Annotated in this window: 21 protein-coding genes and 1 pseudogene; 10 read left to right on the top strand and 12 right to left on the bottom strand. The window is 67.6% G+C overall.

The window, feature by feature from the left end; all coding sequences use genetic code 11:
* Together VFW69_RS12590 and VFW69_RS12585 are read left to right on the top strand one after the other, a co-directional pair.
* The coding region (locus VFW69_RS12590) for an aconitate hydratase (RefSeq protein ID WP_526501684.1) at positions 1-2,071 on the top strand (2,071 nt) is incomplete at its 5' end.
* A gap of 23 nt (positions 2,072-2,094) precedes the next feature.
* Positions 2,095-2,676 (top strand): TetR/AcrR family transcriptional regulator, encoded by a 582-nt coding sequence (locus VFW69_RS12585; protein WP_526501682.1) that lies wholly within the window; start codon positions 2,095-2,097, stop codon positions 2,674-2,676.
* A 38-nt stretch (positions 2,677-2,714) separates the two neighbouring features.
* On the opposite strand, the gene VFW69_RS12580 is transcribed toward VFW69_RS12585, so the two are convergent.
* The 4 genes from VFW69_RS12580 to trxA form a co-directional block, all read right to left on the bottom strand.
* Positions 2,715-2,912 (bottom strand): helix-turn-helix domain-containing protein, encoded by a 198-nt coding sequence (locus VFW69_RS12580; RefSeq protein ID WP_526501694.1) that lies wholly within the window; start codon positions 2,910-2,912, stop codon positions 2,715-2,717.
* Between the two features lie 243 nt (positions 2,913-3,155).
* Positions 3,156-4,793: an ABC-F family ATP-binding cassette domain-containing protein gene (locus VFW69_RS12575; RefSeq protein ID WP_526501680.1), complete on the bottom strand. Its 1,638-nt coding sequence runs from the start codon at positions 4,791-4,793 to the stop codon at positions 3,156-3,158.
* A gap of 26 nt (positions 4,794-4,819) precedes the next feature.
* Positions 4,820-5,629 carry an enoyl-CoA hydratase gene (locus VFW69_RS12570; protein WP_526501678.1) on the bottom strand — a complete coding sequence of 270 codons (810 nt, stop codon included), beginning with the start codon at positions 5,627-5,629 and terminating at the stop codon, positions 4,820-4,822.
* A gap of 83 nt (positions 5,630-5,712) precedes the next feature.
* Complete coding sequence (gene trxA / locus VFW69_RS12565) at positions 5,713-6,048, bottom strand: thioredoxin (RefSeq protein ID WP_526501676.1); 336 nt, start codon at positions 6,046-6,048, stop codon at positions 5,713-5,715.
* 196 nt (positions 6,049-6,244) lie between these two features.
* Between trxA and VFW69_RS12560 the strand changes: the two genes are divergently transcribed.
* The 3 genes from VFW69_RS12560 to VFW69_RS12550 all read left to right on the top strand — a co-directional run bounded on the left by VFW69_RS12560 (position 6,245) and on the right by VFW69_RS12550 (position 9,835).
* Positions 6,245-8,071, top strand: coding sequence for an acyl-CoA dehydrogenase C-terminal domain-containing protein (locus VFW69_RS12560; RefSeq protein WP_526501674.1), 1,827 nt, complete (start codon positions 6,245-6,247; stop codon positions 8,069-8,071).
* An 81-nt stretch (positions 8,072-8,152) separates the two neighbouring features.
* Positions 8,153-8,941, top strand: coding sequence for a DUF5666 domain-containing protein (locus VFW69_RS12555; RefSeq protein ID WP_526501672.1), 789 nt, complete (start codon positions 8,153-8,155; stop codon positions 8,939-8,941).
* A 129-nt stretch (positions 8,942-9,070) separates the two neighbouring features.
* Positions 9,071-9,835, top strand: a complete 765-nt coding sequence (locus VFW69_RS12550; RefSeq protein ID WP_526501692.1) for a DUF5666 domain-containing protein — start codon at positions 9,071-9,073, stop codon at positions 9,833-9,835.
* A gap of 57 nt (positions 9,836-9,892) precedes the next feature.
* Here VFW69_RS12550 and VFW69_RS12545 read toward each other — a convergent pair whose 3' ends face one another.
* From VFW69_RS12545 to VFW69_RS12515, 7 genes and pseudogenes are all read right to left on the bottom strand, one after another.
* Complete coding sequence (locus VFW69_RS12545; RefSeq protein ID WP_526501670.1) at positions 9,893-10,240, bottom strand: metal-sulfur cluster assembly factor; 348 nt, start codon at positions 10,238-10,240, stop codon at positions 9,893-9,895.
* Positions 10,215-10,716, bottom strand: a pseudogene (sufU, locus tag VFW69_RS12540) (Fe-S cluster assembly sulfur transfer protein SufU). Before sufU ends, VFW69_RS12545 begins: the two are co-directional and overlap by 26 nt.
* A complete protein-coding gene (locus VFW69_RS12535) occupies positions 10,713-11,975 on the bottom strand; it encodes a cysteine desulfurase (protein WP_526501668.1) in 1,263 nt (420 codons plus the stop codon). Before VFW69_RS12535 ends, sufU begins: the two are co-directional and overlap by 4 nt.
* 1 nt (position 11,976) lies before the next feature.
* Entirely contained in the window at positions 11,977-12,786 is an 810-nt protein-coding gene (gene sufC, locus VFW69_RS12530; RefSeq protein WP_526501666.1) for a Fe-S cluster assembly ATPase SufC, read from the bottom strand.
* Positions 12,783-13,967, bottom strand: coding sequence for a Fe-S cluster assembly protein SufD (sufD, locus tag VFW69_RS12525; RefSeq protein ID WP_526501664.1), 1,185 nt, complete (start codon positions 13,965-13,967; stop codon positions 12,783-12,785). The genes sufC and sufD overlap by 4 nt, the downstream gene beginning before the upstream one ends.
* Positions 13,964-15,412, bottom strand: coding sequence for a Fe-S cluster assembly protein SufB (gene sufB / locus VFW69_RS12520; RefSeq protein WP_526501662.1), 1,449 nt, complete (start codon positions 15,410-15,412; stop codon positions 13,964-13,966). Before sufB ends, sufD begins: the two co-directional genes overlap by 4 nt.
* Positions 15,409-16,221 (bottom strand): helix-turn-helix transcriptional regulator, encoded by an 813-nt coding sequence (locus VFW69_RS12515; RefSeq protein WP_526501660.1) that lies wholly within the window; start codon positions 16,219-16,221, stop codon positions 15,409-15,411. Before VFW69_RS12515 ends, sufB begins: the two co-directional genes overlap by 4 nt.
* 140 nt (positions 16,222-16,361) lie before the next feature.
* On the opposite strand from VFW69_RS12515, the gene mptB reads away from it, so the two are divergent.
* The 4 genes from mptB (at position 16,362) to VFW69_RS12495 (ending at position 20,887) form a co-directional block, all read left to right on the top strand.
* The gene (mptB, locus tag VFW69_RS12510) at positions 16,362-18,116 is read left to right on the top strand and encodes a polyprenol phosphomannose-dependent alpha 1,6 mannosyltransferase MptB (protein WP_526501658.1); all 1,755 of its coding nucleotides are present in this window, start codon (positions 16,362-16,364) and stop codon (positions 18,114-18,116) included.
* Between the two features lie 47 nt (positions 18,117-18,163).
* Positions 18,164-19,084, top strand: coding sequence for an ABC transporter ATP-binding protein (locus VFW69_RS12505; RefSeq protein WP_526501690.1), 921 nt, complete (start codon positions 18,164-18,166; stop codon positions 19,082-19,084).
* Positions 19,085-19,161: 77 nt separating this feature from the next.
* Positions 19,162-19,872 (top strand): ABC transporter permease, encoded by a 711-nt coding sequence (locus VFW69_RS12500; protein ID WP_526501688.1) that lies wholly within the window; start codon positions 19,162-19,164, stop codon positions 19,870-19,872.
* 73 nt (positions 19,873-19,945) lie between these two features.
* Positions 19,946-20,887 carry a COX15/CtaA family protein gene (locus VFW69_RS12495; protein WP_526501686.1) on the top strand — a complete coding sequence of 314 codons (942 nt, stop codon included), beginning with the start codon at positions 19,946-19,948 and terminating at the stop codon, positions 20,885-20,887.
* On the opposite strand, the gene VFW69_RS12490 is transcribed toward VFW69_RS12495, so the two are convergent.
* A complete protein-coding gene (locus VFW69_RS12490; protein ID WP_526501656.1) occupies positions 20,837-21,502 on the bottom strand; it encodes a DcsG N-terminal domain-containing protein in 666 nt (221 codons plus the stop codon). The genes VFW69_RS12495 and VFW69_RS12490 overlap by 51 nt on opposite strands.
* A 19-nt stretch (positions 21,503-21,521) precedes the next feature.
* Here VFW69_RS12490 and VFW69_RS12485 point away from each other — a divergent pair, with 19 nt between their 5' ends.
* Entirely contained in the window at positions 21,522-22,496 is a 975-nt protein-coding gene (locus VFW69_RS12485; protein WP_526501654.1) for a quinone oxidoreductase family protein, read from the top strand.
* The last annotated feature ends 181 nt before the right edge of the window (positions 22,497-22,677 follow it).

The following is a 22,677-nucleotide window of genomic DNA, read 5'->3' as shown; positions in this document are numbered from 1 at the left end:
CGTCACGGCCACCGACGTCGTGCTGACCGTCACCGAGATGCTGCGCAAGCATGGCGTTGTCGGCAAGTTCGTCGAGTTCTACGGCAAGGGCGTGTCGGAGGTGCCGCTGGCCAACCGCGCCACGCTGGGCAACATGAGCCCCGAATTCGGTTCCACCGCAGCCATTTTCCCGATCGATGAGGAGACCATCTCCTACTTGAAGTTCACCGGCCGCACGGATCGGCAACTGGCACTGGTGGAGGCCTACGCCAAAGAGCAGGGGATGTGGCACAACCCCGACCACGAACCCGCGTTCTCGGAGTACCTCGAGCTCGACCTGTCCACGGTGGTGCCGTCGATCGCCGGACCCAAGCGCCCACAGGACCGAATCGCCTTGTCGGCCGCCAAGTCCACCTTCCGTGAGCAGATCCTCAGCTACGTCGATGGTGACAAGGACGGTCAGCAGGGCTACTCGAAGCTGGACGAGTCGGTCGAGGAAACCTTCCCGGCCAGCGATCCCGGCGCGGTGTCGAACGGACATGCCGACGACGTTCCCGAAGTGCATTCGGCGGCCGCACATGCCAAGGGTCGCCCGAGCAACCCGGTCACGGCGCGCTCCGATGAGCGAGGCGAATTCGTGCTCGACCACGGCGCGGTGGTGATCGCCGCGGTCACCTCGTGCACCAACACCTCCAACCCCGAGGTGATGCTGGGCGCCGCGCTGCTGGCGCGCAACGCCGTCGAGAAGGGACTGGCGTCCAAGCCGTGGGTGAAGACCACCATGGCGCCCGGCTCGCAGGTGGTCAACGACTACTACGACAAGGCCGGCCTGTGGCCCTATTTGGAGAAGCTGGGCTTCTACCTGGTCGGCTACGGGTGCACCACCTGCATCGGCAACTCGGGTCCGCTGCCCGACGAAGTCTCGAAGGCCATCAACGACAACGACCTTTCGGTGACGGCCGTGCTTTCGGGCAACCGGAACTTCGAGGGCCGCATCAACCCCGACGTCAAGATGAACTACCTGGCCTCGCCGCCGCTGGTGGTGGCCTACGCACTGGCCGGCACCATGGACTTCGACTTCGATCAGCAGCCGCTGGGCACAGATAAAGAAGGCAAAGAGGTCTACTTGAAAGACATCTGGCCGTCGCAAAAGGACGTCTCCGACACCATCGCCTCGGCTATCAACTCCGAGATGTTCACCAAGAACTACGGCGACGTGTTCAAGGGCGACGAACGCTGGCGCAACCTGCCCACCCCAAGCGGCAACACCTTTGAGTGGAACGCCGATTCGACGTACGTGCGTAAGCCCCCGTATTTCGAGGGCATGCCGGCCGAACCCGAGCCGGTCGCCGACATCACCGGCGCCCGGGTGCTGGCGCTGCTGGGCGATTCGGTGACCACCGACCACATCTCCCCGGCCAGCAGCATCAAGCCGGGCACCCCCGCGGCTCAGTACCTCGACGAGCACGGCGTGGAGCGCAAGGACTACAACTCCTTTGGCTCGCGGCGCGGCAACCACGAGGTGATGATCCGCGGCACGTTCGCCAACATCAGGTTGCGTAACCTGCTGCTCGACGACGTGTCCGGCGGCTACACCCGCGACTTCACCCAGTCCGCCGAAGATGGGCAAGCACCGCAGGCGTTCATTTATGACGCAGCGCAAAACTATGCGGCACAAGATATTCCGCTGGTGGTGCTGGGCGGTAAGGAGTACGGGTCGGGCTCGTCACGAGACTGGGCCGCCAAGGGAACGCGGCTGCTGGGCGTTCGCGCGGTGATCGCCGAGTCGTTCGAGCGGATTCACCGCTCCAACCTGATCGGCATGGGCGTGATCCCGTTGCAGTTCCCCGACGGGAAGTCGGCCAAGGATCTGGGTCTGGACGGCACCGAGGTGTTCGACATCACCGGGATCGAAGAGCTCAACAACGGTAAGACGCCGAAGACGGTGCGCGTCAAGGCAAGCAAGGATTCCGGCGGCGATGAGGTCGAGTTCGACGCGGTGGTGCGCATCGACACCCCCGGTGAGGCCGACTACTACCGCAACGGCGGCATCCTGCAGTACGTGCTGCGCAACATGCTCAAGTCCGGCTAACCCCCGACCCGATCCAGTCACCCGTGCCTAAGGTCAGCGAGGACCATCTGGCGGCTCGCCGCCGCCAGATCCTCGACGGCGCCCGCCGTTGCTTTGCCGAATACGGTTACGACAAAGCCACCGTGCGCCGGTTGGAGAAGGCGATCGGGATGTCGCGCGGCGCGATCTTCCACCACTTCCGGGACAAGGACGCGCTGTTTTTCGCCCTCGCCCACGAAGACGCCGAGCGGATGGCCGACGTGGCTTCCCGCGCGGGACTCATCCAGGTGATGCGCGACATGCTGGCCGCGCCGGACCAGTTCGATTGGCTGGCCACCAGATTGGAGATTGCCCGCAAGCTGCGCAACGATCCCGCATTCAGCCGGGGTTGGGCGGAGCGGTCTGCTGAGCTGGCGGCGGCAACCACCGATCGGCTGCGCCGGCAGACGGAGGCACACCGGGTGCGCGACGACGTGCCCGGCGACGTACTGCAGTGCTATCTGGAATTGGTGCTCGACGGCCTGGTGGCCCGTTCGGCGTCCGGCGAGGACCCACAGCGGTTATCCGCGGTCCTCGATCTAGTGGAGAATTCGGTGCGCCGCAACGATTCCGAGAAGCGACCGTAGCGCCACTGCGAACAAGGGGACGTGATTTCGCAGTGGCGCTACAACCGCGCGGTTTTGGCGGTCCGGTTGGGGCCGCCGCGGCTGCGCATCGTGGTGCCCGATTCCCGCAGCAAGCTATGAATCGACCCATACGACCTGCCGGTCTTCGCGACCAGGCTGCGGATACTGGCGCCGCCTTCGTAAGCGTGGCGCAGCTCGTCCAACAAATTGTCGCGTGTCTTGGCCGACCTTTGCAGCGTTCTCTTCATGGCTCCTCCGACGCTGGACGCGATCGCAAGCACCCAGAGTAAAAAGCCGCCGTCAACCGCGGGCCGATTTCGTCAAATCGCCTGCGGCCACGTGACGCGAATTGGTGGCGACCGCGAGCGCCGGCCGCGGCGATCGCAAGCGCCGGCCGCGGCGATCGCAAGCGCGGTGTAGCCGGGCGCAGCGGGTCGCCGCATGGTCCATGCCGGGCGAAGCGGGTCGCCACCATCGACTCAGGCCAGCTCGATGAGATCCCGGTATTCCTCAGACCAGAAGTCTTCGGTTCCGTCGGGCAACAGCACGACGCGCTGCGGGTCGAGGGCCTCGGCGGCACCGGGGTCGTGCGTCACCAAGACCACCGCGCCCTGGTAAGTGCGGAGCGCGTCGAGCACCTGCTCGCGCGAGGCCGGGTCGAGGTTGTTCGTCGGCTCGTCGAGTAACAGCACGTTGGCGGTCGACGCCACCAAACCGGCCAGCGCCAGCCGGGTCTTCTCGCCCCCGGACAGGGTGCCCGCCGGCTGATCGAGTTGGGGGCCGCTGAACATGAACGCGCCCAGCAGGCCGCGCAGGTCCTGCTCACCCGAATCCGGTGCGGCGTGGCGGATGTTCTCCCACACGGTCGCATCGTTGTCGAGCGTGTCGTGTTCCTGGGCGAAGTAGCCGATCCGCAGTCCATGCCCGGGCTCGAGTCCTCCGGTGTCCGGGGCCTCGGTGCCGGCCAGGATCCTGAGCAGGGTGGTCTTACCGGCGCCGTTGAGGCCCAGCACCACCACCCGCGAGCCCCGGTCGATCGCCAGGTCGACACCGGTGAAGACCTCCAGCGACCCGTAGGACTTGCTCAGGCCGGTGGCCACCAGCGGCGTGCGCCCGCATGCGGCCGGGTTGGGAAACTTGATGCGGGCCACCTTGTCGGCCACCCGCTCGTCGTCGAGTGCGGCCATCATCCGATCGGCGCGGCGCAACATGTTTTGTGCGGCAACGGCTTTGGTGGCTTTCGCGCCGAGCTTGGCGGCCTGTGAGCGCAGCGCGGTGGCCTTGCGTTCGGCGTTCGCGCGTTCCCGGCGCCGGCGCTGCTCGTCGGTGGCGCGCGCGTCGAGATACTTCTGCCACGTCATGTTGTAGACGTCGACCTCGCCGCGCACCGCGTCCAGGAACCACACCCGGTTGACGACGTCGGCGAGCAGTTCGACGTTGTGGCTGATGATCACCAGGCCGCCGGTGTGTGCGCGCAGGAAATCCCGCAGCCAGCCGATGGAATCGGCGTCCAGGTGGTTGGTCGGCTCGTCGAGGAGCAGCGTGGTCGACGAACCCGACGTTCCCGCGCCGCCTTCCGACGCGGCGAACAGGATGCGCGCCAGTTCCACCCGGCGGCGCTGGCCGCCGGACAGGGTGCGCAACTGCTGTGTCAGCACCCGTTCCGGCAGGCCGAGACTCGCGCAGATGCGACTCGCTTCGCTTTCCGCGCCGTAGCCGCCCAGGGCGACGAAACGCTCCTCCAGCTGCCCGTACCGGCGGATCGCGCGGTCGCGGGCGTCGTCGTCGGCGACCTCGGCCATCAACGCCTGCTGCTTTTCCAGATCGGTCAGCAACACGTCGAGCCCGCGGGCCGACAGAACCCGGTCGCGGGCCAGCACATCGAGATCGCCCTCTTTGGGATCCTGTGGTAGATAACCGATTTCGCCGGTGCGGTTGATCGCTCCGGCGTAGGGTTCGGTTTCCCCAGCCAGGATGCGCAGGGTGGTCGTCTTGCCGGCGCCGTTGCGGCCCACCAGCCCGATGCGGTCGCCGGGCTGCACGCGCAGGTCGGGACCGTCCGGTGAGAGCAGGATGCGCGCACCAGCGCGGACCTCGAGGTCCGTGGCCGTGATCACGATCGCTCTCCTTGTTGAACAGATGCCTATTTGTCGTCGGTGAACGCCGGTGGTCGTCTTTCTGCGCGCGCGGCAACCGCTTCTTCGAAGTTGGCGGTGAGCAGGCGGACGAAAAGCTGTCCCAAGCCTTCGGCTTGCATGTGCCCTTCCAGGCTACCGGCGTCCAGTCCACTCCACAGCGTGCGCTTGGTCAACTCGATGCCCGGCCGCGAGAAGGCCGCTATCCGCGCGGCGATGGCGTAGCAGGTGTCCAGCAGCTGCTCTTCGGGTACCTGGCAGGACACCAGCCCGATGCGCTCGGCCTCCTCCGCGGTGACGTCGCGACCGGTCAGCATGATCTCGAACGCGCGTGACGAGCCGATGGCCCGCGGCAACAGATAGGACAGGCCGAGTTCGCTGGCGGTCAGCCCGTTGTTGATGCCGGCGGCGCGAAAGTACGCGCTGGTGGAAGCCACCCGAATGTCGGCGGCCAGGGCCACACACAAGCCGCCCCCGATAGCGGGGCCGTTGACCGCGGCGATCACCGGTTGGTGCAATCGGCGCAGCGCCAGGATGACCTCGTCGAGGATCTCCATGGAGCGCAGCGCGTAGGTGGGGCGGGTCAGCCCCTCGACGTGGGGCACCGAACCCGCCGACTTGTGGTCGGCGCCGGAGGAAAAGCCGCGGCCCGCCCCGGTCAGCACGACCACCCGCACCGAATTGTCGTAGGTGACCTTTTCCAGGGCCTCTTTGAGCGGAAGCATGACGTCGAACGCCATCGAGTTCATCCGCTCGGGCCGATTCAGGGTTATCAGCGCGACGCCGGGCCGCGGGTGATCTACCAGTACAAAACTCACCCATGCAACCTAGCGCCTAGCTAACGGTGGTTCCGCGCGCAGCGCGACATGAGGCTTATTCGGCCTGCCCGGCCTCGGCGGCCCTAAACTTCCGAGACGTCGAACGCGCGGACTTGCTGGACCAGATCCTCCAGCGCGGCCGGTGGCAGGGCTCCTGGTTGGTTGAACAGCAGTTTGCCCTTCTTGAAGGCCATCAGCGTGGGGATGGACCGGATCTGGGCCGCCGCGGCCAGCTGTTGCTCGGCCTCAGTGTCGACCTTGGCGTGCACGATGTCGGGGTGTTTCTCCGCCGACGCCGCAAAAGTAGGACCGAACTGGCGGCACGGACCGCACCAGGACGCCCAGAAGTCGACGAGCACGATGTCGTTGCCCTCGACGGTTTCGTTGAACTTCTCAGCGGTGAGATCAAGTGTTGTCACATTTGCCGCAACGCCCGGCGGTGACGCGATGTTCCCCGATGCACCATGAGATCGGAATACGGCTGCCGGGGTACGGGCAGCTACCGCCGCACAGCGCCCTACTCGGCCGTCGCTGGTTACGGTTGCGTACGTTTTCCCGCGTCCGACAGACTGTGCCTGACGATCCGCCGCCTCGAGGACCAGTGAGGGAATCGCCTTGAGCCACTACATCGCTAACGTCCGTGATATCGAATTCAACCTTTTCGAGGTTCTCGGTGTCGGCGCCGTCCTGGGCACCGGCGGCTACAGCGACCTCGACGAGGACACGGTCCGTACTATTTTGACCGAAGCCGCGCGCCTGGCCGAAGGTCCGGTGGCCGAAACCTTCGCCTTCGCCGACCGCAATCCGCCGGTATTCGACCCGGCCGAGCACAAAATCACCGTGCCCGACGAACTGGTCAAGACGGTGGCGGCGCTCAAGGAGGCCGGCTGGTGGCGGCTGGGCATGGCCGAAGAGATCGGCGGCATGGCCGCCCCGCCGCCGCTGGCGTGGGCGGTCAACGAAATGCTCATCTGCGCCAACCCTTCGGCGAATTTCTTCAATCTGGGCCCGGTCATGTCTAACGCGTTGTACGTCGAGGGCAACGAGCAGCAGCGGCAATGGGCCGCTCATGGCGTGGAGCGGGGCTGGGCGGCCACCATGGTGCTCACCGAACCAGACGCGGGCTCCGACGTCGGTGCCGGCCGCGCCAAAGCCATCGAACAACCCGACGGCACATGGCACATCGAGGGCGTCAAGCGCTTCATCTCCGGGGGCGACGTCGGAGATACCGCGGAGAACCTTTTCCACCTGGTGCTGGCCCGTCCCGAGGGCGCCGGCCCGGGCACCAAGGGGCTGAGCCTGTTCTACGTGCCCAACTTCCTGTTCGATCCGGACACCTTCGAACTAGGCCCCCGCAACGGGGTTTACGTGACCGGCGTGGAACACAAGATGGGCATCAAGTCCTCGCCCACGTGCGAATTGACTTTCGGCGCAACGGATGTGCCCGCTGTCGGTTACCTGGTCGGCGACGTGCACCGGGGCATCGCGCAGATGTTCACCATAATCGAGCACGCGCGCATGACGATCGGCGTCAAAGCTACCGGCACCCTGTCCACGGGTTACCTGAACGCGCTGGCCTTCGCCAAGGAGCGCGTGCAGGGCGCGGACCTGGCGCAGATGTCCGACAAGACCGCGCCGCGGGTCACGATCATTCACCATCCCGACGTGCGTCGCAGCCTGATGACCCAGAAGGCGTACGCCGAGGGCCTGCGGGCGCTCTACATGTATGCCGCTGCTCATCAGGATGACGTTGTGGCGCAACGCGTTTCGGGAGCCGATCCCGAGATGGCGCACCGGATCGACGACCTGCTGTTGCCGATCGTCAAAGGGGTGAGCTCGGAGCGGGCCTACGAGGTGCTGACCGAGTCGCTGCAGACACTAGGCGGTTCGGGATTCCTGGCCGACTATCCGCTCGAGCAGTACATCCGCGATTCCAAGATCGATTCGCTCTACGAGGGCACCACCGCCATCCAGGCACTCGACTTCTTCTTCCGCAAGATCGTGCGCGACCGAGGTGAGGCCCTGCAGTTCTTGACGACTCAGATCACCGCGACCATCGACAGCGTTGACGAGGCGCTCAAGCCGATCGCCCAGCTGGTGCAGACCGCGTACGACGACGTGACGGCGATGACGGCTGCGTTGACCGGCTACCTGATGTCCGCGGCGCAGCAGCCAGGCGAGATTTACAAGGTGGGCCTGGGATCGGTGCGTTATCTGCTCGCGGTCGGCGATCTGCTGATCGGCTGGCGACTATTGGCGCAGGCCGACATCGCCACCCGCGCGCTGGCTGACGGGACTGGGTATGACGAAGCGTTTTACCGGGGCAAGATCGCGACCGCGGGGTTCTTCGCCAAGAACATGCTGCCGCAGCTGACTTCGCTGCGCGGCGTCATCGAGGCCATCGACGACGAGATCATGGACGTGGCCGAAGAGGCGTTCTGAGCGCGGCCAATACACGGGTTAGGCACAGTCTAATCGGGTACCCCCTAACGTTGGCTCCAACCGACGAATGGAGAAACGTTGATGTCTGCCAGCTGTCAAGTTCCCCGGCTCACTCGCTTCGCGGTATTCGCCGTCGCGGGAGCCACCGCATTGTCCCTGTCCGCCTGCGGCTCATCGAACAATTCCAAGTCCGCATCTACATCTACCTCAACCTCGACGTCCACCGTCACGTCGACGACCACGTCATCCACCCCTAACTCCGAAGCGCGGCTCAGCGGCCTGATCGCCTCGGTGGCGGGTAACTCCATTCAGGTCACCAAGGAAGACAACTCGACCGCGTCGGTCAACTTCACCTCGACCACCAAGATCACCGAGGCCGTTCCGGCCGGGCTGCCCGATGTCACCCCGGGCAGCTGCGTCAGCGTCAAGCCGACGGAGGGATCGGCACCCGGTCAGGCGGTCACCGCCGCGTCGGTGAAGATCAGCGAGTCGGTCAATGGCGCCTGCCCGAAACCGCCGCAGTCCGCACCCGGCGGTTCGAGCACCACGCCGCCGTCTCTCCCGCCGTCGCAGGCGCCCGCGAAGCCGGCCTGGGTCCGGGGCTCGGTGGCGTCGGTGTCCGGTAACACCATCAATCTGACCAACACCGATCCCAACGGCAACACCACGCAAACGGCCGTCACGGTCGATGACAAGACCAAATACAGCAAGCAGTCGTCCGCGAACACCGACGCGATCACTCCGGGCAAATGCCTGTCCGCGCGCGGAACTCAGGACAACGGCGGCGCGCTGCAGGCGACGAGCATCAAGCTACGACAGGCCGTCGACGGCAAATGCGGCAAGCCCAAGCAGCCCGGCCACGGTGGCTGAACCCGGCTCGGGCTAACTGAGATCGCCGTCACTCCTGCCGGGCGCGCCGTGAAAACCGCGCCCGGCAAGGGTAATTGCTGACGGCGGCAAAACGTGTGATCGGAGATGAGATCTGTGCCTGCCTTATCGTTGAAGACCCGGCGGACGCAGATCGCGCTTGGCGTAGTCATCGCTTTCGTCGCGCTGTGCGTGGCCATGTGCGGTTCCTCCCACGACACGTCGAACACCAGCGCGCCACCGGCCGTCACCGCCGCCCCGCCGAGCGCGGCGCCCAGCGCCGCGCCGCCCCCGGCGCCCCCGCCACCTCCGGTGGGCAAGGACTATGTCGAGGGCATGGTGCAGTCGAATTCGAATGGCACGGTCGCGCTTCGCACGCGGACCGGCTCGGCCACGGTGGACTACACACCCCAGACCAGGGTCGTCGACGTCACCCCGGCGAAGCTGACCGATGTGACGCCCGGCAGTTGCGTGAATGTCAAAGCCACCCCGCAGAGCGCACCGCCCCCCGGGGCTCCTGCGCCCGGCGAGCCAGCTCCCGGCCCAATCACCGCGCAAGCCGTGACTGTCACCCAGTCCGCGGACGGCAAGTGTCCGCCGCCGGCAGGCTTCTACGGCACCGTGGCCTCGGTGTCGGGCAACACGATCGCCGTCAACGGTCTGGGCCCCGGCGGCCCGGGCGCCACTACCAACGTGACCGTCGCCGACTCGACCTCATACCAGAGGCAGACGCCATCGGACACCCAGGCGATCACGAACGGTAAATGCATTGGGGCCCAGGGAACCCAGGATGGCGGCGTCCTGCACGCGACGATGATCAGCGTGGAGACGTGCCCACCGATGGGGCGCCCGCATCCCCACCTGCACCTGCCTCACCTTCCTCACATCCACCTTTAGGGCACCTTCCAGGGGACGCGAAAAGCCGCGACGCACGAATAGCGCGAAAAGCCTGACTCAGACGGTGAAGCCGAGGGCGCGCAGTTGCTCGCGGCCGTCCTCAGTGATCTTGTCCGGACCCCACGGCGGGTTCCACACCCAGTTGATCCGCAGGTCGTCGACCAAGCCGGCCCCCACCAGCGCACTGCGTGACTGGTCTTCGATGACATCGGTCAGCGGGCAGGCCGCCGACGTCAGCGTCATGTCGATGAGGGCAACGGTACCGTCGTCGCCCGCCTCGACGTTCAGCCCGTAGACGAGTCCCAGATCGACGACGTTGATGCCGAGTTCGGGGTCGACGACGTCGCGCATCGCCTCCTCGAGGTCGGCAAGGAATTCGTCATCCGGCGCGGTGGTGTCGCTCATCTGTATCCTCCTGAAAAGTCTGCCTCTTGGCCCGAATAGGCTTTGGCCAACGCATCTTTGAACGCCATCCATCCCAACAGGGCGCATTTCACCCGGGCGGGGTATTTGGCCACCCCGGCGAATGCGATCCCGTCGCCCAGCACGTCCTCGTCGCCCTCGACGGTGCCGCGCGAGGAGACCATCTCGGTGAACGCGGCGATGGTCTTGAGCGCCTCGCCGACGCGTTGACCGATCACCTGCTGGGTGAGCACCGAGGTCGCGGCCTGGCTGATCGAGCAGCCCTGCCCGTCATAGGACACGTCGGCAACGGTTTCGCCGTCCTCGGACAGCGCGATCCGCAGCGTGACCTCGTCACCACAGACGGGGTTGACGTGGAACACCTCGGCGCCGAACGGCTCCCGCAGCCCGCGGTGCTGCGGGTGCTTGTAGTGGTCCAGGATCACGTCCTGATACATCTGCTCGAGACGCAATGTCAGCCTCTCCCAAAGAAATCCAGAGCGCGGCGCACGCCGGCCACCAAACGCTCGACCTCCTCGGCGGTGTTGTACACCGCGAACGAAGCCCGAGCGGTGGCCGCCACACCGAACCGGCGGTGCAGCGGCATGGCGCAGTGGTGACCCACGCGCACCGCGACGCCCTCGTCGTCGAGCACCTGCCCGACGTCGTGCGCGTGCACGCCGTCGACGACGAAAGACACCGGCGAGGCGCGGTCTTCCATGGTCGTCGGGCCGACGATGCGCACGGCATCGATGCGGGACAGCCCGTCGATGGCCGCGGCGACCAGGTGGTGCTCGTGGGCCTGCACGGCTTCCATGCCGATGGCGCCGAGGTAGCGGGTGGCCGCGCCCAATCCGACCACCTGCGACGTCATCGGAGTGCCGGCCTCGAACCGCTGCGGCACCGGCGCGTAGGTGGACGCTTCCATGCTCACGGCTTCGATCATCGAGCCGCCAGTCAAAAACGGTGGTAAGGCCGACAGCACTTCGCTGCGTCCGAACAGGACGCCGATGCCGTTGGGGCCCAGCATCTTATGTCCCGAGAACGCGGCGAAGTCCACGTCGAGCGCGTGGAAGTCGACGGGCTGGTGTGGCACCGACTGGCAGGCATCCAGCACGGTCAGCGCGCCCGCCGCCCGGGCCCGGCTGACCAGCTCGGCCACCGGCGCCATCGCACCGGTGACGTTCGAATGATGGGTGAAGGCGACGACTTTCACGCGTTCGTCGAGCTCCAGCGAGTCGAGGTCGATGCGCCCGTCGTCCGTGACGCCGTACCAGCGCAGGGTCGCCCCGGTGCGCCTGGCGAGTTCCTGCCAGGGAACCAGGTTGGCGTGATGCTCGAGTTCGGTGGTGACGATGACGTCCCCGGGGCCGACGGCACGCTCGAACCGCTTGTCCCCCAGCACATACGACACCAGGTTGAGCGCCTCGGTGGCGTTCTTGGTGAACACCAGCTCTAGCGCGTCGGCGCCCACGAACGCCGCGACGTCCGCACGCCCGTGCTCGTAGGCGTCGGTGGCCTCCTCCATCAGCTGGTGCGCACCGCGGTGCACCGCGCCGTTGGAGGTCAGCAAGAACTCCCGCTCGGCGTCGAGTACCTGCAGCGGCCGCTGCGATGTCGCGCCGGAATCCAGGTACGCCAGCGGATTTCCGCTGCGCATCACGCGCTTGAGGATGGGGAAATCGGCGCGGACGGCCGCGACATCCAGGGTTGAGACCGCCGCGGAAGGTGTCGCCATGTCAGGCCCCGGTTGCCGCCGCTTGGGAGAAGCGGACGTAGCCGTTCTGCTCGAGCTCGTCGGCCAGCTCCGAACCGCCGGATTCGGCGATGCGCCCGCCGACGAACACGTGCACGTATTCCGGGTGGATGTAGCGCAGGATGCGGGTGTAGTGCGTGATGAGCAAGACGCCGCCACGCACCGGCTGGCCGGTGCCATCGTCCCAGCCGGCCTCGGCGTAACGGTTCACGCCCGCGCTGACCACCCGCAGTGCGTCGACGTCGAGTCCGGAGTCGGTCTCGTCGAGGATGGCGATCTTGGGCTTGAGCAGTTCCAGCTGCAAAATCTCGTGGCGCTTCTTCTCACCGCCGGAGAAACCCTCGTTGACGCTGCGCTCGGCGAAAGCAGGATCGATCTCGAGCGAGCCCATCGCCGCCTTGACCTCTTTGATCCAGTGCCGCAACTTCGGGGCCTCGCCGCGCACGGCGGTCGCTGCGGAGCGCAGGAAGTTCGACACCGAGACGCCGGGCACCTCGACGGGATACTGCATGGCCAAAAAGATTCCGGCCCGGGCGCGCTCGTCGATGCTCATCGCCAGCACGTCCTGACCGTCCAGCGTGATGGAGCCCGAGGTCACCGCGTACTTGGGGTGACCGGCGATCGCGTACGACAGGGTCGACTTGCCCGAACCGTTGGGGCCCATCAAGGCGTGTGTCTCACCGGATTTCACCGTCAGGTCGACGCCGTTGAGGATGGGAATCTCGCGCTCGGACTCGGCGGCGTTCGGGTTGACGACGCTGACGTGCAGGTCTTTGATTTCCAGAGTGGTCATGAGGCTGTTGTTTCCGTCTTTTCCGTTAAGGCCAGTTCGTGTTCGATGGCTGCCGTCAAGCGTTCCCGAATCTCGGGCACCGCGATCTTGGAGATGATTTCGGCGAAGAAACCGCGGATCACCAGGCGGCGCGCCTGCTCCTCGGGGATGCCGCGAGACCGTAGGTAGAACAGTTGCTCGTCGTCGAAACGGCCGGTGGCACTGGCGTGTCCGGCACCGACGATCTCACCCGTCTCGATCTCCAGGTTGGGCACCGAGTCGGCGCGTGCCCCGTCGGTCAGCACCAGGTTGCGGTTCACCTCGAAGGTGTCGGTGCCGGTGGCGTCGGCGCGGATCAACACGTCGCCGATCCAGACGGTGTGCGCGTCGGGCAGCGCGGAGTCCGGATCACCTTGCAGTGCACCCTTGTACAACACATTCGACTTGCAGTCGGGCTGGGCGTGATCCACCAGCAGCCGCGACTCCAGGTGCTGCCCGTCGTCGGCGAAGTACAGGCCGAGCAGCTCGGCGTCGCCGCCGGGGCCCAGATACCGCACGTTGGCAGTCATCCGCACCACCTCGCCGCCGAGGGTGACGGCGACATGGCGCAGCACAGCGTCCTTGCCCAGTTTGGCGTGATGCATGCTGACGTGCACGGCGTCATCGGCCCAGTCGGCGATCCACACCACGGTGAGCCTGGCCGCGTCGTCGACGATGAATTCGACGTTGTCGGCGTAAGTTCCACTGCCCCGGTGATCGATCACCACGACCGCTTCGGCGAGCTCTTCGACCCGGATCTGCAGATGCTCGTAGGCCACCGCGCCCTCGCCGGGCCCGGCGACGGTGATGTTCACCGGCTCGCCGACCTGGGTGTCGCGGCCCACGGTAACCAGGGTCGCGGAGTTGAACGACGAAAATGCTTGGGCGGCAACACGGTCGGCGGGTACGCCGCCCTGGCCCAGCCGCTCATCGCCGCGGCGGGCCACCTCGGTCTGCACGCCGGGCTGCTCGCTGACGCTGATCTCGGCTTTGCCGGTGGCGCGCGCCGTGCCGTCGTGCAGGCCACGTAACCGCTTCAGCGGGGTGAACCGCCAGATCTCGTCGCGGCCATGCGGCACCTCGAACGCGTCCACGTCGAAGGACGCGAACAGCTCCCCCTTGTTCAGCGCGGAGCCTTCGATAGTTGTTGTCCGCGCGGTCATCCGACCGCACCCTCCATCTGCAACTCGATCAGCCGGTTGAGCTCCAGTGCGTACTCCATCGGCAGCTCTTTGGCGATCGGCTCGACGAAGCCGCGCACCACCATGGCCATCGCCTCGTCCTCGGTCAGGCCGCGGCTCATCAGGTAGAACAGCTGGTTCTCGCTGACCTTGGACACGGTGGCCTCGTGGCCCATGGTGACGTCGTCCTCGCGGATGTCGACGTAGGGATAGGTGTCGCTGCGGCTGATCGTATCGACCAGCAGCGCATCACATTTCACGCTGGAACGCGATCCGTGCGCGCCCTTGTTCACCTGCACCAGGCCGCGGTAGGAGGTGCGCCCGCCACCGCGCGCCACCGACTTGGACACGATGTTGCTCGACGTGTTGGGCGCCAGATGCAGCATCTTCGCGCCGGTGTCCTGGTGCTGGTCCTCGCCGGCAAAGGCGACCGAGAGCACCTCGCCCTTGGCGTGCTCGCCGGTCATCCAGACCGCAGGGTACTTCATGGTGACCTTGGACCCGATGTTGCCGTCGACCCACTCCATGGTGGCGCCGGCCTCGGCGCGGGCCCGCTTGGTGACCAGGTTGTAGACGTTGCCCGACCAGTTCTGGATTGTCGTGTAACGAACGCGCGCATTGGGTTTCACGATGATCTCGACCACCGCCGAGTGCAGCGAGTCCGACTTGTAGATGGGCGCGGTACAGCCCTCGACGTAGTGCACGTAGGAGCCCTCGTCGGCGATGATCAGCGTCCGCTCGAACTGGCCCATGTTCTCGGTGTTGATCCGGAAGTAGGCCTGCAGCGGGATGTCGACGTGCACGCCCTTCGGGACGTAGATGAACGAGCCGCCGCTCCACACCGCGGTGTTCAGCGCCGAGAACTTGTTGTCCCCGGCCGGGATCACCGTGCCGAAGTACTGCTGGAAGATCTCGGGGTGTTCGCGCAGCGCCGTGTCGGTGTCCAGGAAGATGACGCCCTGGGCCTCCAGGTCTTCCCGAATGGAGTGGTAGACGACCTCCGACTCGTACTGTGCCGCGACACCGGAGACCAGCCGCTGCTTCTCGGCTTCCGGGATGCCCAGCTTGTCGTAGGTGTTCTTGATGTCCGCGGGCAGGTCGTCCCACGTCGCCGCCTGCTTCTCGCTGGAGCGCACGAAGTACTTGATGTTGTCGAAGTCGATGCCCTCCAGGTTCGACCCCCACCCGGGCATCGGCTTGCGGTCGAAGATGCGCAGCGCCTTCAGCCGCGTCCGCAGCATCCACTCGGGCTCGTTCTTCTTCGCCGAGATGTCGCGAACGACGGCCTCGGACAGGCCGCGCTGAGCGCTGGCCCCCGCGACGTCGGAGTCCGACCAGCCGTAGCCGTACCGCCCCAGGGAGGCGATCGCCTCTTCCTGAGTCAGCGGCGCGGTAGCCGTCGTGCTGGCCTCGGGTGTGAGTGTCATCGAGACGCTCCTTTGATGCTCGTGGTGTCGTGGCGCGGGCTGGGCGCCTGAGTCAGGGGTACGTGCGTGGTGCAGGCGCAGTCGCCGTTGACGATGGTCGCCAACCGCTGGACGTGGGTCCCCAGCACCTCGGCCATGGCCTGCTGTTCGGCCTCGCACAGCTCGGGGAATTCCTCGGCGACGTGCGACACCGGGCAGTGGTGCTGGCAGATCTGCACGCCGTGGATCGGCCCGCCGACCTGCGTGGTGGTGGTGACGTAGCCGGCCTTGGTCAGCGCGGTGGCGATCCGGTCGGCGGCCGCCTCGACGTCGCTGTCCGCCGCGCTGTCGGCCGCGGGAACGTCGGCCAGGATGGTGTCGATGCGCCGCCGGGCGAAAGCCTGCACCGCATCTTCACCACCGATCTCGCGGAGCTGCCGCATGGCCGCCGCCGCCAGGTCGTCGTAGGCGTGGTCGAGCTTGGCGCGCCCGGCCGCAGTCAGCCGATAGCGCTTGGCCGGACGCCCGCGTCCCGCCTGCTGCCACGCCGCGGCCGCCGTGGACTCGGCATCGCCGGCCTCGATCAGGGCGTCGAGGTGGCGTCGCACGCCGGCGGCCGCCAGACCCAGCCGGTCACCGATCTCGCCGGCGGTGATCGATCCGGACTCCAGCAGCAGGCGCACGATCGCGCGGCGGGTGTGACCATCCGGCACCGACGCTCCGACGCGCGCCACGCCGGGAGCGACGACGCCGCCCCCAGTGGCCCCATCGAGGCTAGTTCGGATTTTCACAACACCAGTGTGACGCAATTCCGGGGATCGGTCTAGCAAGGGTCCCCTGTCCTGGCGTTGCGCTGCTCACAGCGGCCCGCGCCGTGCGGCCCGCATCATCGTCGGCCGGCCCCATCGCCGGCTTCCGCGGGGGGCCGCGGCAACACGGCCGGTCTCGTCGTGGGGGCTAGGCTGCTCTGATGGCAGCCCGCCACCACACGCTGAGCTCATCGATCGCGAGTCTGCATGGCGACGAGCAAGCAGTGGGCTCGCCGCTGAACGATACCGAGCTCACCGCGCTGCGCCGCATCCGCCTGTTCGGCGCGACCGGCACGGTGGTGATGGCGATCGGGGCGCTCGGCGCCGGCGCCCGGCCCGTCGTCCAGGACCCCACGTTCGGGGTCCGGCTGCTCAACCTGCCGTCGCGGATCCAGACCGTGTCGTTGACCATGACGACCACCGGCGCGGTCATGATGGCGCTGGCCTGGTTAATGCTCGGCCGGTTCGCCCTGGGGAATCGGCGGATGTCACGCGGTGACTTGGACCGCACCCTGCTGCTGTGGGTGCTGCCGCTGTTGATCGCGCCACCGATGTACAGCAAGGACGTCTATTCCTATCTGGCGCAGAGCCAGATCTCTTTGGAAGGTCTGGACCCGTACCGGGTAGGCCCGGCCTCGGGGCTCGGCCTGTCGCACATCTTCACGCTGTCGGTGCCAACGCTGTGGCGCGAGACGCCCGCACCGTATGGCCCGCTTTTCTTGTGGATCGGGCGCGGCATCTCGGCGATCACCGGGGAGAACATCGTCGCCGCCGTGCTTTGTCACCGCCTGGTCGAGCTGCTGGGCGTGGGACTGATTGTCTGGGCGACGCCGCGGCTGGCCCGGCGCTGCGGCGTCGCCGAGGTCAGCGCGCTGTGGCTGGGGGCGGCCAATCCGCTGCTGATCATGCATTTGGTGGCCGGCGTGCACAACGAGGCGCTGATGCTCGGCCTGATGCTGGCCGGGGCAGAATTCGCGTTGCGCGGCGTCGATGCACCGCGGCTGCTGCCCGTGTCGTGGAAGATTGCCCCGGCGACGATGCCGGCCGGTGGCCGGAGGAGCCGGGCACTCAGCATCCCCCCGGACTGGGAACCGCTGGGGATGCTGGTCGCCGGCTCCGTACTGATCGTGTTGTCGTCGCAGGTGAAGCTGCCGTCGCTGCTGGCGCTGGGCTTCGTCACGATGGCGCTGGCGTATCGCTGCGGCGGCACCCTGCGCGCGCTGCTGCTGACGGGCGGCGGCATGGCAACGTTGTCGCTGGCGGTGATGGCGCTGGTGGGCTGGATCAGCGGTCTGGGTTTCGGCTGGATCTACACGCTGGGCACCGCCAACGTGGTACGCAGCTGGATGTCGCCGCCGACCCTGCTGGCGCTCGGCACCGGGCAGGTGGGCATCCTGCTGGGCCTGGGTGATCACACCACCGCGGTACTGGGGCTGACCCGTGCGATCGGCGTGCTGATCATCACCGTGATGGTGGCCTGGTTGCTGCTGGCCGTCTTCCGCGGCCGGCTGCACCCGATCGGCGGGCTGGGTGTCGCACTGGGCATCACGGTGCTGCTGTTCCCCGTCGTGCAGCCCTGGTATCTGCTGTGGGCGATCATCCCGCTGGCCGCCTGGGCGACCCGCACCGGCTTCCGGGTGGCAGCCATCGTCATCAGCCTGGTCGTCGGGATCTTCGGCCCGACCGCCAACGGCGACCGGTTCGCGCTGTTCCAGATCATCGACGCCACCCTGGCCAGCACCGTCATCGTCGTCGCGCTCATCGGTTTGACCTATACCCGCCTGCCGTGGCGCCGCCCACCGGTCCAGGGCACCGCGGCCGACGGCCAACCCGTCATTGACACGGCGGCGCCGCCCGCCACTCCGTCGCCCCCCCAGCCCGCGCCGGCACGCGACGCCTACGCTGATTCCACGTGAGCTCGGCTTTTCCCGTCCGCGAATCGCGCGAATCCCCTGACGTAGTGATGCGGCTGCGCGGGGTCACCAAGAAATACGGCTCCGGCGCGACGGCCGTCGAGGCCGTCTCCAACCTCGATCTCGAGGTGCACGCCGCCGAGGTGCTGGCCCTGCTCGGCCCCAACGGTGCCGGGAAGACAACGACGGTCGAGATGTGCGAGGGCTTCGTGCGCCCGGACGCCGGCACCATCGAGGTGCTCGGCCTGGACCCGATCGCCGACAACGCGCGGCTGCGGGCTCGCATCGGGGTGATGCTGCAGGGCGGCGGCGGTTACCCCGCGGCCCGCGCGGGAGAGATGCTGAACCTGGTGGCGGCCTACGCCGCCGACCCGCTGAACCCGGCGTGGCTGCTGGACACGCTGGGCCTCACCGACGCTGCCCGCACCACCTATCGGCGGCTCTCCGGCGGCCAGCAGCAGCGGCTGGCGCTGGCGTGCGCGCTGGTCGGCCGCCCCGAACTGGTGTTCCTCGACGAGCCCACCGCGGGCATGGACGCGCACGCCCGGCTGCTGGTCTGGGAGCTGATCGACGCCCTGCGCCGCGACGGCGTGACGGTGGTACTGACCACGCACCAGCTCAAGGAGGCCGAGGAGCTCGCCGACCGGCTGGTGATCATCGATCACGGGGCCACGGTGGCCTCCGGCACCCCCACGGAGCTGACGCGCAGCGGGGCCAAGGACCAGTTGCGATTCAGCGCGCCGCCGCGCCTCGATCTGTCGTTGCTGTCTTCCGCGCTGCCGGAGGACTACAAAGCCACCGAGGTGACGCCGGGTGAGTACCTGGTCGAGGGGCACGTCGACCCCCAGGTGCTGGCAACCGTCACGGCGTGGTGCGCGCGGATCGACGTCCTGGCCACCGATATGCGCGTCGAACAACGCAGCCTCGAGGATGTGTTCCTCGACCTCACCGGCAGGAAGTTACGGCCTTGACCGACAACGAGACTGGATCGAACGCCTTCCCCGCGGGGACCTTCGCTCCCGATCCACGCCCCAGCGCGGTGCCGAAAATGCTTGGCGCGCAGTTCGGTTTGGAGCTCAAGCTGCTGCTGCGCAATGGCGAGCAGCTGCTGCTGACGATGTTCATTCCGATCACGCTGCTGGTCGGGCTCACGCTGCTGCCGCTCGGCTCGTTCGGTCAGCACCGCGCGGCGACCTTCACCCCGGTCATCATGGCGCTGGCGGTGATCTCGACGGCGTTCACCGGTCAGGCGATCGCGGTCGCCTTCGATCGGCGCTACGGCGCGCTCAAGCGGCTCGGAGCCACGCCGCTTCCGGTGTGGGGCATCATCGCGGGCAAGTCCCTCGCGGTGGTCACGGTGGTGTTCCTGCAGGCAATCCTGTTGGGCGCCATTGGTTTTGCGCTGGGCTGGCGACCCACGCCGGCGGCCCTGGCGCTGGGCGCGGCGGTCATCGCGCTGGGCACCGCGGTCTTCGCGGCCCTGGGGCTGCTGCTCGGCGGAACGCTGCGCGCCGAGATCGTGCTCGCGGTAGCCAACCTGATGTGGTTCGTCTTCGCGGGCCTTGGCGCGCTGACCCTGGAAACCGGGATCACCCCGACGGCAGTCAAGTTGGCCGCGCGGCTGACTCCGTCCGGCGCGCTCACCGAGGCGCTCTCGCAGGCGATGACCATGTCGGTGGACTGGTTCGGAATCGTCGTTCTGGTGGCGTGGGGCGCGCTGAGCGCGCTGAGCGCGCTGCGCTGGTTCCGCTTCACCTGACGGTCGCCCGCGGGCCCAGCCTTACTACAAGCCGTAGTTTTCGGTGCCTTAGGATCGGGCCGTGGTTGGACGGATGCTGTTGCGCTTGGTGGACCTGCTTCCCAACCCCAGCCCGGGCGTGCAACGCCTGATCGCCGCGGCCGTCATCCTCACCCAGGGCGGCATCGCCATCACCGGCGCGATCGTCCGCGTCACCGCCTCGGGCCTGGGCTGCCCCACCTGGCCGCAGTGCTTTCCGGGCAGCTTCGTTCCGGTGGCCCACGCCGAAGTGCCGCGCATCCATCAGGCCGTCGAATTCGGCAATCGGATGGTCACCTTCGCCGTGGTGATCACCGCGGCCCTGGCCGTGCTGGCCGTGACCCGGGCGCGGCGGCGGCGCGAGGTGCTGGTCTATGCCTGGCTGATGCCGGTGTCCACCGTCGTGCAGGCCGTGATCGGCGGCATCACCGTGCGCACCGGGCTGCTGTGGTGGACGGTGGCCATCCACCTGCTGACGTCGATGACGATGGTGTGGCTGGCGGTGCTGCTGTACGTAAAAGTCGGTGAACCCGACGACGTAGCGGTTCGCGTGCGAGTGGTCAGGCCGCTGCGCGCGCTGACCGCACTGTCAGGCCTGAACCTGGCCGCAGTGCTGGTCACCGGCACGCTGGTGACGGCCGCCGGCCCGCACGCGGGTGATCGCAGCCCCACCCGGACGGTGCCGCGGCTGAAAGTCGAGGTCGACACCCTGGTGCACCTGCACTCGTCGCTGCTGATCGCCTATCTGTCGCTACTGGTGGGGCTTGGCTTCGGGCTGCTGGCGGTGCGTGCCGCCCGACCCGTGCTGCTGCGGCTCGCGGTGCTGTTGGTACTGGTGTTCGCCCAGGCCGCGGTCGGCACCGCGCAGTACTACACCGGAGTTCCAGCCGTGCTGGTCGCCCTGCACGTGGCCGGGGCCGCGGCGTGCACGGCGGCTACCGCGGCGCTATGGGCTTCGATGCGAGAGCGGGCCGAGCCCGAGGCGCTCGCAAGCTGACTCCAACGCCAGGGCGAACCGGCGCTGGGCGAGTTCGCGGGCCGCGGTGTTCAGCCGGCGCCAGCCCAATGACGGCGCGACCAGGTCGAGCCCGATGAGCCGTTCACCTGCCACGTCGGCACGCGCGTAGAGCAGGTCCCGCGCGGCGATGCCTGCGCGCCCGGCGGCCGCGGCGAGCGCGGCGTAGCCGAGGTCCCACGATTCGAACTCCGCCTCGACCGGCCAGGCGTGCGACCGCTCGCCCCCCAGGAAGATCAACGCCGCCTCGGGCGTTGCGTCCGGCCCGATCGTGGGCACCCCATCGTCCTCGAGGTCGCGCAAATACCGGTCATCGAGGTTCCAGGCCACCGCGCCAGGTGGATTGAGCAGGTGGCGCACGCGCCGCGCCCAGGCCAGGAATTCGTCGCGCCGATCCGGGGCGCCCGCGGCGGCTCGCAGTATCACCAGATCTGCGCTGGCGGTTTCCGGGTCATCCCAGGGCAGCCAGCGCGCGTGCAGGCCGCGCCGCCGTAGCGCACCCACCAGACCGGCGTCGTCCGCTGTCCTGCCCGCACCGTCGCCCGGCCCCGCCAGCACGATGCGGGGGTGGAAGACGTTCGGGCGCGCGAGTTTCATGCCCGGGCATGATAAGCAGATGCACGCAATCGAAGTCAGCGAGACCGGCGGCCCCGAGGTGCTGCGCTACGTCGATACGGCAATGCCCACGCCCGGACCGGGTGAGGTGCTGATCAAGGCCGAGGCCATCGGCGTCAACTACATCGACACCTATTTCCGCTCCGGGCAGTACCCGCGGGAAGTGCCGTTCATCCTCGGCTCGGAATTGGCCGGCACCATCGAAGCCGTGGGCGACGGCGTCGACGGGCTCGGCGTCGGCGACCGGGTGGTCAGTGCCGCGGCGTCCGGCGGGTATGCCGAATACGCTACGGCCCCAGCACATTTGACCGCCGAGGTGCCCGACGGCGTGACCGCCGATGTGGCGGCCTCGTCCCTGCTGAAGGGGTTGACCGCCCATTATCTGTTGAGATCGGTGTATCCGGTGCAGGCGGGCGACACGGTGCTGGTACACGCAGGCGCGGGCGGCGTCGGCCTGATCTTGACGCAGTGGGCTCACCTGCTCGGTGTGCGGGTCATCACCACGGTCTCGACCCCCGACAAGGAGCGGCTGTCCCGCCGGGCGGGCGCCGACGAGGTGCTCCCCTACCCTGACGATCCCGCGGCGTTCGGTGAGCGGATTCGCTCGTTGACCGACGGCGCCGGGGTGGCCGCGGTGTATGACGGCGTGGGCGCGACCACCTTTGACGCCAGCCTGGCCAGCGTGGCCATCCGGGGCACGCTGGCGCTCTTCGGTGCGGCCAGCGGACCCGTTCCGCCGTTCGACCCGCAGCGCCTCAACGCGGCCGGCTCGGTGTTCTTGACCCGGCCGTCGCTGGCGCATTTCGTCCGCACCGGGCAGGAATTCAGCTGGCGGGCCGAGGAATTGTTCGCCGCGATCGCCGGCGGTGACATCACCGTCGAGGTGGGCGGGCGCTACCCGCTGGCCGAAGCCGCCCGCGCCCACCAGGATCTGCAGGGCCGCAAGACGGCGGGCTCGATCGTGCTGCTGCCCTGAGGGAATCACAGCGGCCACAGTGGCCCCGCCGCGCGGGCATTCGCGTTGACTCACTAAAGATGCCCGGTTAGCCCTTTCGTTGCCTCATTTGAGATTGCCCGCCTGGTGCGTGTCGTTGAGGCCCGAAAGGGGCGTGCTGAGCTACCGCGGGATGATGGAGTTGACGTTGGCGCAGCGCACG

The organism is Mycobacterium sp., assembly GCF_036273375.1.
In the GTDB taxonomy this organism is placed as follows: domain Bacteria; phylum Actinomycetota; class Actinomycetes; order Mycobacteriales; family Mycobacteriaceae; genus Mycobacterium.
This window is presented reverse-complemented; position numbering and strand designations above follow the sequence as displayed.

Bases quoted from the DNA above. Each gene is read 5' to 3' on its own strand.
- VFW69_RS12555 (WP_526501672.1), top strand. From the start codon at position 8,153: ATGTCTGCCAGCTGTCAAGTTCCCCGGCTCACTCGCTTCGCGGTATTC.
- VFW69_RS12545 (WP_526501670.1), bottom strand. From the start codon at position 10,240: ATGAGCGACACCACCGCGCCGGATGACGAATTCCTTGCCGACCTCGAG.
- VFW69_RS12535 (WP_526501668.1), bottom strand. From the start codon at position 11,975: ATGGCGACACCTTCCGCGGCGGTCTCAACCCTGGATGTCGCGGCCGTC.
- sufC (WP_526501666.1), bottom strand. From the start codon at position 12,786: ATGACCACTCTGGAAATCAAAGACCTGCACGTCAGCGTCGTCAACCCG.
- sufD (WP_526501664.1), bottom strand. From the start codon at position 13,967: ATGACCGCGCGGACAACAACTATCGAAGGCTCCGCGCTGAACAAGGGG.
- sufB (WP_526501662.1), bottom strand. From the start codon at position 15,412: ATGACACTCACACCCGAGGCCAGCACGACGGCTACCGCGCCGCTGACT.
- mptB (WP_526501658.1), top strand. From the start codon at position 16,362: ATGGCAGCCCGCCACCACACGCTGAGCTCATCGATCGCGAGTCTGCAT.
- VFW69_RS12505 (WP_526501690.1), top strand. From the start codon at position 18,164: ATGCGGCTGCGCGGGGTCACCAAGAAATACGGCTCCGGCGCGACGGCC.
- VFW69_RS12500 (WP_526501688.1), top strand. From the start codon at position 19,162: ATGCTTGGCGCGCAGTTCGGTTTGGAGCTCAAGCTGCTGCTGCGCAAT.
- VFW69_RS12495 (WP_526501686.1), top strand. From the start codon at position 19,946: ATGCTGTTGCGCTTGGTGGACCTGCTTCCCAACCCCAGCCCGGGCGTG.
- VFW69_RS12490 (WP_526501656.1), bottom strand. From the start codon at position 21,502: ATGAAACTCGCGCGCCCGAACGTCTTCCACCCCCGCATCGTGCTGGCG.
- VFW69_RS12485 (WP_526501654.1), top strand. From the start codon at position 21,522: ATGCACGCAATCGAAGTCAGCGAGACCGGCGGCCCCGAGGTGCTGCGC.